Genomic DNA, 11558 nt, shown 5'->3' with positions numbered 1-11558 from the left:
ATCCAGCCCCATAGTTGTTCAGCTACTGATTTGTATTCCACATCACCGGACGCATCATATGCCCTCAGACAAGCTATTGCCCACCACTTCATGTCGTCATAAAAAGTATTCCGATAGGTATTCCCGTTCTTCACATAACATCCTTTCAATAATTGCTTCATTTGGGCCAGATACCTTTGATCTTTGGTACGCAAATAAGCATCGACCTTTACGTCCAGCGCATGTGCATTCCACCAGTAATTAAAACCCTGATGGCCATTATTATCCTGAAGATAGTAATGCTGGCTGGTCGAATAAAACTCGTCGTCTAACGCTTCTTGAGCATTCTCTGATAGCTGAGACCAGTCATATACCTGCTCGGGAGCAGGTTTCGAAAGCTCTTCCGGTGTATCTGAGCCACCTTTGGAACATGACGCTATCATCCCCAGGGAGATCATTAGGAAAAATAAAAGGCTTACCTTGAACTCTCTCATAAATATTAAAGTTGAGGGAGTTGGACCTCCCTGTTAATCTATTTGTAAGTTATTGAATGAGTATAGGGCATGGCTCCCTGCATAGTCAGCGTGATATCGGTAGTCTGCGATTCACTTGCGAACTTATAAGTATAATCCCACTGCGTATTATCTACCTGATTAAGATAGTAGTAGCTTGCTGCGGAGGATGGTGTTGGCCTGTTATTGTCCTTGCTGGCACTTCCCCAAAACTTGTTGGTTACGGTACCTGCAGCATCTTTCTCCGTAATCCGGAATTTGTACCGCTCATCCTTGCCCCATGAAACCTGAGCCCAGGCAATCGGGATGTCCTTTGCTTCCCATACACCGTTACCACGATAAGTCAACACATTGCTCACCGCGTTTTTCGCGGCAAACCACAAGCCGACAGATTGTATTTCCGTAAAGTTCAATCCGGTGAGCAGATCAACGGTTATGCGATAAACTCCCGCATTGACCGTAATATTTCCCATGCCGTCGGAGATGTCAGACCCCTTGAAGTTAAACACATCATCCGTTTCATTAACAGCACCTTTGACCAGACCATAAGTACCAGGCTGTAAAGAAGTATAGACTTCAAACCGAGTATCAGATACTTTTTTTAGCTTTAATGCTTTACCCCGATCATCTCCGGCTTCTGTACCGGTTCCATACAAAACGAGCTCATTAGGAAGATCAAGGGCACGCCTGACGGTCATGGATCTCACCGCATTCGACGAAACACTGTTGACGCCGTTTGTCGATACCACTTTCCATTTCAACTTAACCGTTTCTAGTTCGGCGACACCTAAACCTTTGACAATCTCATTCAAAGCAGAATGAGACAGGCTGATCCTGTTCTCAGAACCCAGCTTAGCCGGAGTTCCCTTATAAATCGGAGAGGAGAAATCGCCATTGTCTTTATCCATCAGCAGTTCATAGAACACCACACTATTATCTGCAGCCTTTGAGGGTTCCCACTCAAAGATGACCATTTCGTTACTCCTTACGATATTAAGATCCAATGACGAATTATCGTCCGGGAACGACGGCAGGGATTCTGTTATTGTCGTTTGATGATTGACCACTTCGTCCTTTTCACAGGAGACTGCCAGGAAAGCAAGTAACACGACACCCGTCTTTATATGATTGAAAATTCTTTTCATTTCTAACAAGTTAATAGCACTAACACCTAAACTATTCCGTTACCAACCAGGGTTCTCCACCAGGCTGGGATTGGCATTCAATTCTGATTGAACTATATTCCACAGGTAATATTTCTTATTGAAAACTCGCGTTTCGAAAACGGTTCTCTTTAAAAAGTTGGTTTTGTCCGTAGCATCTGTGTTCATTCCATAGAAATCGCCGCCATCTGTCTCCTCTGCGATTTTCCATCTTCGGGTATCAAAGTAGCGATGGTTTTCGAAAGCCAGTTCTACCCTTCTTTCATGATGGATAGCCTCCCGCATAGCGTCCTGGCCTGCAGGGACAGGTGTTTCCCCGGGTGCAGAACCGTACTTAGGAATGCCGGCTCTCTCACGGATCATGTTGAGATACACCAGTATATCTGAATTATTCGGATCGAATTCATTCAACGCTTCTACATAATTCAAATAAATTTCCGCCAGTCTTATTTTTACCTCTGTTCTTTTAATGATGTTATCAGGATTGACAGTACTTCCCGGATGGACAAGTTTGCGGACAACATATCCGGTTCTTGACCAGTTTCGCCCATTATCATATTTACCACCATTGCCGCCTTTCAACATCGATATTACCATCGGATTGGCAGCCGTTGCACCACCAGCACCATTTATCCATTTACTTTGATGGAAAGTGACAGCGACATAGAACCGGGGTTCGCGGTTAGTATACATATTTGATGTTCCCGCATCATAGTAGGGAGTAGCGGCAGGTGCAGATCCTGACTCAGTATATCCTGAAGCAGGATTAATGATGGGAGTTCCGTTACTGTTATAGCCCAATACCGGACGATGACCGTTAGCCATAAAGTAAGCATCAACCACCGACTGTGTCGGTCCCCATGATTGCCATCCCCCCACACCTGCGGCTCCGGAATTGATGCCGCCTCTTGGCGATCCGTTTTTATCCGCCGAATACATATCAGAACTTTTTGCCATGATCACTTCGGAGTTCCAGTCCTTTGTAAATATGCCTTTTAAGGATGCATAAGGGTTGTAAACCCCGTTGGTACCGTATTCTTTATAAAGTGAATAATGTGGAATGTCTATAACCGCTTTGGCTGCGTCTGCTGCCCGCTTCCATTTATTAACATCGAACTGCTGGCTAATTAATTGTTTTCCATCTGGATTTTTAAAGTCAGCATATTCAGTATTTCCATTAAACAATGGGCTTGCGGCATACAGGAGTATGCGTGACTTTGTCGCCAGCGCGACTCCCTTGGACATCCTTGCAAATGAATTGGTATTATCCCCCTGTACCGCCGGATCCCGTGGCTCCAGTAGATCTGGCAGAGCAAGATCTATCTCACTGACGATGTAATCTATACATTCGTCAAAGGAGTTTCTTGGCAGATGAAACTGCTCGAGGGGCGCGTCGGAAGGCACAGGGGTATCGGGCATGATGATAACCGGCCCATACTGGCGAACAAGCATGGCATAATAAAAGGCTCTTAAAGCCCTTGCTTCCGCCCGGTATTGCTTTAATAGATTTTCATCAAGGTCTATACTCCTTCCCGGAATAGCGTTTTGAAGAAAAAATGAGGCATTACGTATACCCCTGTAGTAATGATTCCAGTAATTGTAGTCACCGCGGTTCCGATCCCAGTTACCCAGATTCATGGAGTAAGTCGCATAGTCGTTGTAAGTCACGTCCATCTCGTCAGACAAACCTTCCCAGGGGTTGTTGCTGGTATTATTGTCGACCTCGCTTCTGATGTAAGTGTAAACATTAGCCAGATACCTTTCGATATAGATCTTCCTTTCGAAAACATCGTCAATATAAAGGGTATCATCGGGAACCTGACCTAAAAAGTCCTTTTTGCACGAAGCAAGAATACCAAGGGTAGTAAATGCCAGCAAACAGCCTATTATTTTATATTTAAATTTCATTTTCGTCACAATTAGAATGATACATTTAGTCCCAGACTGTACGTTTTGATATTTGGATATCTTGTTCCGCTACCATTTCCCATTTCCGGATCATACATCTTGAAGGGGCTGATGGTGAAAAGATTATAACCAATGAAATAAACACGCATATTCTGTACACCGAGTCTCGCGAATGTCTTCTTGGGAACCGTATAACCAAAATCGAGAGTTTTAAGACGCAGGAACTTGCCATTCATCAACCAGTGACTGCTCTCCGCAGAATAGTTCTGGTTAATCTCACTATAGGATAATCTGGGATAGAAGGCATCTTGTCTCGGGTTTTCAGGGGTCCATCGATCTTCAATGTTGTAGTACAGACCACCTCTCGCTGAGCTATTGCGGAAAGGCATGAACTGGTTAGATAGATAAAGATCTACGTCGCCGATCCCCTGGAAGAATGCGCCTAATGAAAAGTTTTTGAAAGAAATATTGGCTCCAAAACCGTAGGTAGTTGCCGGAATATCACTTCGTCCGATCGCTTTCCGGTCAAAGCCATCGATGACGCCGTCTTCATTAAGATCCTGGTACTTCAGGTCACCAGCCATTACTACACCGGCGGTTTTGGCTACATCCGGATTATCGATCTCCTCCTGAGTATAAAATCCTTGCGCTACATAACCGAATCGCTGACCAATAGGATATCCTCTGCGATCCAACCATGGGTAGGCTTGAGTCGGCATATCATTTTCCAGTACTTCGTTCTCATTGTAAGTATACGTACCTCTGATCCCTACACCAACCTGTCCGAAGTTTTTATTAAATTCAACGGTAAGATCTACACCCTTACTGTTGTTTTCCCCGAGGTTACCAACCAGAGTACCGGTTACCCCTGCGCTTGCCGGAATAGCAGATTCACGCAATATGAATATGTTCTCCCTTCTGCGATTGAAGAAATCCGCCTGAATAGACAAAGCGTTCTTAAAAGTCGTTAACTCAACACCTATATTGAGATCTTTCTCTGTCTCCCAGGTAACATCCGCTGCGTATCTTTTGATCTCCAGTCCCTCAAAAGAGTTCGACCCCCATTGCTGACCAAACGCATATCCGCCGCCTGAACCGACCTGCTCCATAAACAGGAACCTGTCTCTGGAATCCGGACTGCTCCGGTTAAATACATTGATCCGGCTGTTACCTACAACTCCATAAGAGGCCCGGAATTTTAACAGCTGAAATACATCCTTTGCTTTACCAAAGAACTTTTCATTAGACAACACCCATCCTACGGCTCCGGACGGGAAAAATCCAAAGCGCTGATCTGGCGCAAAGTTTTCAGCTCCGTTGTAACCCACACTAACTTCCGCGAGATACCTGTCATCGTACGAGTACGATCCCCTCGCTACGAGGCCCAGATTCCTGAATGGGAGTGAAAGAATAAGATCTCCGGCTGTGGCAAGCTGCTTATCGGTTTGGTTGTAAAGAAATAGTCCCGTGACATGGTGCTTACCGAAATAATTATCGTAGTTAACGGCCGACTCCAGATAAAACTGTCTTTCGCCACCTGAATTTCTGCTGAAGTTCAAGAAGTCAGACCCCGCACTAACGCTTTGATTCTCATAGAGAAGATTGCCGTCCGCGTCCCTGCCGATAGCATAGTTGGTATAAGGAGATTTCGTTCTGGATATTCGGTTATCATTTCTGGAGTCGAAAGAGAAGAGCACTCTCGCTGATAAACCTTTTACCCAAAAGCTAAGATCCTGGTTAACCCTGATGTCAGAGTTCAGTTCGTTTCTAAAGGTTGTAACGTATCCTCTGTTGGTAAGTAAGGCCCAGGGGCTGTTCAAACCGCCTCCCGTAGAGGTAAACGGCTCAGCACCATTAGGATATTTCCCTACAGGATATAAAATAGGATAGGTCTCAAAGGCTTCTCCAAAGATTTCCTGAGTCCCCGTCCCCGGATAATTACCGTCAGTGATAAAACCCTTGATGCCCAGATTTATAGTGGTCGTTTTCGTTGCTTTGATATCGAGCGCCGATGTGAAGTTGTATCGGTCAAAGCTGATCTTGGAATCATAGTTCTGAAGCTCATCCGTTTTGAACAGGCCATTCTCATTATACGTAGATGCAGAAACATAATACGTCATCTTGTCCGAGCCTCCGCTGATGTTCATATTCACCTTACGGTTATTACCGAAGTTGTTGAACAGCTGATCCATCCAGTTTACATTAGGATAAAGTGTGGGGTCTTCCTGACTAAAAGTTTTCTGGATCCGGTCTGCCGAATAGATCGGCAAGCCACCTCGGGTGGTAGAGGCTTCGTTGGCCATCTGCATATACGTAATTCCGTCAGCCGCTTTAGGCACCCGGGTAAATTCAGTAAAACCCTGGTAAGCGTCAAAATTAATCTTGGTCCTTCCCTCGACGCCTTTTTTGGTAGTTACCAGAATAACACCATTCGCGCCTCTCACACCGTAAACTGAGGTCGATGATGCATCTTTCAAAATAACAAAGCTCTCAACATCATTCGGATCAAGGTTGGAAAACGGCCTTTCCACTCCATCAACCAACACCAGAGGCGTATTGCTACTTGTCGTATTCATCCCTCTTATATAGATATCGGCATTGTCAAGTCCCGGTTCCGCACTCCTTTGTACCCCAACCAAACCGGAGACCCGCCCTGCGAGCACTGTAGTGATATTGGCCACGGGCTGTTTCAAATCCTGAATTTTCAGGCCCGACTGAGAGCCCAACGTCTCAATTTTCCTTTGCCTTTGTCCATAGGCAACCACTACTACATCTTCAAGTACATTTGCCTGATCCGGTGTCATCTTTATGGTCACGCCCGAGCTGTTCACGCTTATCCTTTTAGTGGTGTATCCTAAAAAAGACAAGGACAGGCTGTCCACACCGGCAGGGACAGATACTTTAAACATGCCCTGAGTATCTGTAACGCCACCCGTGTTAGTACCAACGGCTCTGACCGATACACCCGGTAATGGAAGATCATGTTCATCTACAACCTTTCCTGTGGCCGTTTTTTGGGCAAAACCTGCCGAAACAAGAAACTGGAAAAAGATCATAAGGAGTAGCACGTGCCTGAGGGGTGGTAAGTTTCGCCTCATGTTTAAGGAACCCTCCTTCCGACAAAAGCAAGTAAATTTTTGGTTCATCGTTTATCAGTTAGTTATTAATTAGTTAGTTTATTGGCTAATATACGTCACTAAATTGATTTAGCAAATACTGTATATCATTAACTTAAAAATTGATATTTAAACAGTTATTCCATTGAAAAAAGCCACATTTAGCAAAAAACAAGTTGCCAAAGTAAAGGAATTGCAAAAAATCAAATCGTGTTACGACGTATTATACAGAAAACTGTACCGCTAATCAAACCAAATTCCATAACTAAATCATTTTAGCGGGCATCATTAGTGAGTATTTGCTTTCCACTCTTCAACGCTTCGGCCAACCTTTGGTAATCGACATCCTGAACAGAGACGTTCATATCCAGTGCTAAGACAGCTGCGACGGCAGCAGACTGACCCAGAATCATAAATACCGGTTCCATTCGCACTGATCCATAAGCGATATGCGAACTCGAGATACAAACCGGAACAATCAGATTACCACACTCAGTTTCTTTCGGAACGATAGACCGGTAAGAGATACTATAAGGTCGCGGAGGTTTGACACCAATATCACCTTCATTTTGAACATAACCTTCAACAGTCACATAACGCTGTGTATGGTGTGAGTCGAGGGCATAGGATCCCATCCCGACTGGCTCAGGAACTTTATGTCTTCCAAGCACCTGGTGCTCAGTCATCACATAGTCGCTTATCATCCTTCTTGCTTCACGCACATACAATTGACGAGGCCAATTTTCATTATCCTGAAACTCATCTGCTGCAAGTCCCCATTTCCTCATTTTTTCCTGAATCGCCTTGGGAACCCGGGGGTCATTAGCAATGAAATAAAGCATCCCCTTCTGGTAATTCTCATGTTGCCTGGCGATCTCCTTTCTCCTTTTATACGAAGCTTCAGGATAGTCGTAGTTCATCCCTATATAATCAAAGCTAACGGGACCATGATTGTTAACATCCGTTTTCAGATTAGGTATTCTGTCGAACTTATTAAACACTTCGTTCCATCCACTTTGGAACACCCTCAGCAAAAGTTCATACTGAGCAGCATCATAGCCTTCGGGCCTCGGGAAAGGCTTGCGATTTTCAGGATGATCGGTGAAGCAGGTACGATAGCAATACGCCTGAATCTTATCATCGCCTTCCCCGTTTGTTCCCGGTTGCCCGGAAGATATTCCCGGTAAAAGTCCACCGGATGGATTTCCCGGCATTTTGTAAGGGTCTATGTTCGTTTTAAAATAATGTTCATGTTGAAAAACGCCTTCCTGAATGCCATTCCAGGTTTCGCCGTATACCCGGTTCGCTTCCCTCCCAACCGTATAAGAAACTCCGGCCAAAGCCATCAAATCACCTTCATAAGTAGCGTCAATGAAAACCTTGCCATGGAATATCTTGCCACTTTCAGTTCTAAAAAAACACGATCTTCTTATCTTTCAGACTCAGAGGCTGGTTCCGGTCCAGCCATTCATTCCGGTGTACCCTGATCTTATTTTCGCTGATCAGGTCTTCAAATACCTTTTCAGCCACATGGGGTTCGAAAACCCACATCGTCTTATTTTCTCCGTCCACTGCCGGAGTGCCCTGGCCCCTGTTCCCATACTGTTCTCTTTTTTGCCACTTCCATGATTCGGGGCGCTGATAGTGCAACCAGATCCTGTGATAAAACTCCCGGGCAAGCCCCCCGATTACACGCTTATCTCCGGTATCAGTAAAACCCAAACCACTGGATGACAGACCACCCAAATGAGTATCCGGAGAAACCAGAAGGACCGACTTACCGGCCCTTGCTGCTTCTACTGCCGCTGAAACGCCCGCAGATGTACCTCCATAAACGATGATATCCGCTTCGTACGCCTCTCCAGACCTTGCTTTCGTCACAGAACACGAGATGTTCGCTACCAGAGCAAACAGAACAAGAAAATTGTGTCGCTTAATTAGCATCTTAGAGAATATCATTAATCCCAGTTTGGATTTTGCGGATACGGATTGCCGGTTGTTACGGCGTTAATTTGCGACAAGGGTATCGGCCTCAGTATATGAAAATCCTTTATATTGTTTTTTGCCTCGAAATCGTCATACAAGCGAACACGCTCAACTAATTTACCTGTACGGACCAGATCAAACCAACGGAGGTTCTCCCCTATTAGCTCCCGGGTACGCTCGTCAAGTATAAAGTCGATGTCGACATCAGCCGCGCCGATCTGCATGTTGGCCGTTCTACCCGGAGCAGCAGCACGGCTGCGCACTGCATTGATGTAGGTGACTGCATCATCTACGCGGTTCAATTTTAACGCAGCTTCAGCAGCTATCAGATAGGTTTCCGCCAGGCGGTATACGATAATAGGGCGATGTGAATTTTCATTAACGGTGGTACGGTTGGGATCGAGATATTTTGTCATCGTGGGCCATATACGGTCGTTGGTATAGCTTTCAGGGGTAAACACAAAGTATTTTTTAGCCCTGATCTGCTCGATCGTCATATTATACCCAGGAAAGAACAGCGCCGTGTCGCCCACTGCAACGGAAGGACTCTTCACCTTATAGGTTACCCCTCCCACAACTACATCGTATGTCGCATCAGCGGCCGGCCTCAGAGCTATAGATGCCTTCCATACCGACTGGAAAGTCTTATAATATCTCGTATCGTTTACCTTATCTGCAAAAGCAGTTTCAAGCACCCATTTAGTAGCCCTGATCCATGCGTAGGAACGGCCGTCATTCAGATTACGTTCGCCAAGGAACCGGTCATAAGGAGCAACATACAGGTGGTTCCAGGTATGGCTGCCGCCAAACGTTAAATCCCTCGAATATTGCACGTTAAATAACACCTCTCTGTTATTCTCATTGGTTGGTCTGAATACTTCGCCGAAATCAGCTAATAACCCTACGTTGTGAACAGACTGCGGATCGATCAGGCTCTTCGCCATATCAAAAGCGTTCTGGAAGTCAGTCGCCTCCGCAGCACTTGAGTAGCCCCTGGTAAGATAAACCCTGGACAGCAAATGCTTAGCAGCTGCAACAGATGCCCGGCTCGGACCACTTGTCTGTGTATTTGCCGGCAGATCGGCGACACAGATATTTAGATCATCAATAATGAATTTATATACCTCTGCCTTATTAGTCCTCTCAGCACTGGTAGAGGGGCTCCTCGAAAAGTTCGTATTCAACGTCACATCACCGAACAACTGCACCAGTGTAAAGTAATAGAAGGCACGCAGGAACCTCGCTTCAGCAATTCGCTGCTTCTTTACTTCTTCGGTTACTCCGGTAACATTATTACCGAAATCTACGAGGCCGTTACAGGTATTGATCCACTGGTAACAGTTGTTCCAGATACTGCTCGAAAACTCGTTATTTGAATTAAAAGACGTATTATAGTTAGCCACGTTCGCCGTACGGTTACCATTGGCGGTCCGTAGCTCGTCAGTCCCGATATTGGTAAACGCTTCAAGCCCTTCTTCCGGACCATATAGCGATCTAAGTCCTCCATAAGCCGCATTCAAGCCGCTTTGAATACCCTGCGAAGTGGAAAAGAAATCTTCAGTCAGCTTGGAATGATTTTCCTCATCCAATTCTTTTGTACAACCGGTTCCCAGAAGTACGATTGCAGCGAATGCAGATATGATGTTTGCTATTTTTTTCATCGTTTTTCGTATTAGAAGGATACATTTAAACCAAACAACATGGACCAGATAGCCGGCGTAATCTGATCAATATTTCCGTTCGTCTCCGGATCAAGCCCTTTTCCATCCCGGATATAAGGAGAAAAGAAGGTAAAGGGATTTGACGCTGTCGCGTAAATCCGGGCAGATCTGGCCCCTATAAACTTCAACGGATTTGACGGCATGGTATAGCCTAAAGTGAGTGTTCTGATTTTCAAATAAGAGGCGTCGAAATTATCGAGAGTGCCATTATATACAGGAAACTGCGTGGACGAGTTCGCTTTCGGCCAGTAATTAACCGGGTTATCAGGAGTCCAGTAATCCACGTCCAGATTATTATATACCCCTTGAAGTGTATTCGCAAAGCTGGTGTGTATACTTGACTGCAGCATACCACCAGATTTGAAGTACGCTACAACCGAAAGATCGAAGTTTTTGTAAGCAAAGCGATTGGTGATACCACCTTCAAACTTAGGCTGACGGGAACCCAGAATAATACGATCGTCCGCCGTAATACGGTCATCCTTATTGACATCCTCAACCTTGACTGTCCCTACAAGCGAGTTTGGCCCGGCAAGATAAGCGTCCTGCGTTGTGGTCAATCCAAGCTTTTGTGCCAGGGCTAAGTCCTCAGGCGTATTTTGCCATAGACCTATCCTTTTGTAGTCGAAGAATACCCCGTTTGGTGATCCCACGAACCAGCTGTTTGCCAGATCCCGTGTCACCCCCTCCTGCAACTTCGTGATCTTATTCCGGTTAAAGAAAATGTTAATATCTGTCGTCCAGCTAAAAGACTTCTTCCCGTCACCCGCAAAATTGACGGTGTTCAAGTCCAGCTCCATACCGTAATTCTCAGTATTTCCTATATTATTCCGCACCCGGCTGAACCCGGAGGTTCTCGGTAAGGTTTGGTACAATAACAGATCGTCTGTTTTCTGTTGATAGTACTCGACCGAGCCAGAGACCCGGTTATTGAACAATCCGAAGTCAAGACCGAAATTCAGAGAAGTAGTATACTCCCAACCCAATGTGATGTTTGCCGGCGATTCAGGATTAGGATAGGCACCCTGAACATTCGTTCCTCCAAAATTGTAATACAAGTTGGTCAGACCACCTATCGTTTCGTATGCACCTATTGCCTGGTTACCCACACGACCATAGCTGGCCCTGAACTTCAAATCAGAGATCACCTTGCTATCCTGTAGAAACGATTCC

Annotated in this window: 7 protein-coding genes and 1 pseudogene; all 8 read right to left on the bottom strand. The window is 45.4% G+C overall.

All coding sequences use genetic code 11. From position 1 onward, the window contains the following. A partial coding sequence (locus ACKI5J_RS13695) for a hypothetical protein (protein ID WP_407430048.1) occupies positions 1–473 on the bottom strand: 473 nt, incomplete at its 3' end. A 38-nt stretch (positions 474–511) separates the two neighbouring features. Then, complete coding sequence (locus ACKI5J_RS13690; RefSeq protein WP_407430047.1) at positions 512–1636, bottom strand: SusE domain-containing protein; 1125 nt, start codon at positions 1634–1636, stop codon at positions 512–514. A 39-nt stretch (positions 1637–1675) separates the two neighbouring features. Next, a complete protein-coding gene (locus ACKI5J_RS13685; protein WP_407430046.1) occupies positions 1676–3562 on the bottom strand; it encodes a RagB/SusD family nutrient uptake outer membrane protein in 1887 nt (628 codons plus the stop codon). An 11-nt stretch (positions 3563–3573) separates the two neighbouring features. Continuing rightward, positions 3574–6660 carry a SusC/RagA family TonB-linked outer membrane protein gene (locus ACKI5J_RS13680; protein WP_407430045.1) on the bottom strand — a complete coding sequence of 1029 codons (3087 nt, stop codon included), beginning with the start codon at positions 6658–6660 and terminating at the stop codon, positions 3574–3576. A gap of 293 nt (positions 6661–6953) precedes the next feature. Then, positions 6954–8024, bottom strand: coding sequence for an FAD-dependent oxidoreductase (locus ACKI5J_RS13675; protein WP_407430044.1), 1071 nt, complete (start codon positions 8022–8024; stop codon positions 6954–6956). A gap of 64 nt (positions 8025–8088) precedes the next feature. Then, on the bottom strand, positions 8089–8637 hold the full coding sequence (locus tag ACKI5J_RS13670; RefSeq protein WP_407430043.1) for an FAD-dependent oxidoreductase: 549 nt from the start codon (positions 8635–8637) through the stop codon (positions 8089–8091). After that, positions 8637–10325, bottom strand: coding sequence for a RagB/SusD family nutrient uptake outer membrane protein (locus tag ACKI5J_RS13665; RefSeq protein ID WP_407430042.1), 1689 nt, complete (start codon positions 10323–10325; stop codon positions 8637–8639). The genes ACKI5J_RS13670 and ACKI5J_RS13665 overlap by 1 nt, the downstream gene beginning before the upstream one ends. Before the next feature lie 11 nt (positions 10326–10336). Beyond that, positions 10337–11558: pseudogene (locus tag ACKI5J_RS13660) on the bottom strand (TonB-dependent receptor); the annotation flags it as partial.

This window comes from Arcticibacter sp. (genome assembly GCF_045629565.1).
Classification (GTDB): domain Bacteria; phylum Bacteroidota; class Bacteroidia; order Sphingobacteriales; family Sphingobacteriaceae; genus Arcticibacter.
This window is presented reverse-complemented; position numbering and strand designations above follow the sequence as displayed.

What these genes read in the sequence shown, in the direction of transcription:
- ACKI5J_RS13690 (WP_407430047.1), bottom strand. Translation starts at nt 1,636, where the DNA reads ATGAAAAGAATTTTCAATCATATAAAGACGGGTGTCGTGTTACTTGCT.
- ACKI5J_RS13685 (WP_407430046.1), bottom strand. Translation starts at nt 3,562, where the DNA reads ATGAAATTTAAATATAAAATAATAGGCTGTTTGCTGGCATTTACTACC.
- ACKI5J_RS13680 (WP_407430045.1), bottom strand. Translation starts at nt 6,660, where the DNA reads ATGAGGCGAAACTTACCACCCCTCAGGCACGTGCTACTCCTTATGATC.
- ACKI5J_RS13675 (WP_407430044.1), bottom strand. Translation starts at nt 8,024, where the DNA reads ATGGCTTTGGCCGGAGTTTCTTATACGGTTGGGAGGGAAGCGAACCGG.
- ACKI5J_RS13670 (WP_407430043.1), bottom strand. Translation starts at nt 8,637, where the DNA reads ATGATATTCTCTAAGATGCTAATTAAGCGACACAATTTTCTTGTTCTG.
- ACKI5J_RS13665 (WP_407430042.1), bottom strand. Translation starts at nt 10,325, where the DNA reads ATGAAAAAAATAGCAAACATCATATCTGCATTCGCTGCAATCGTACTT.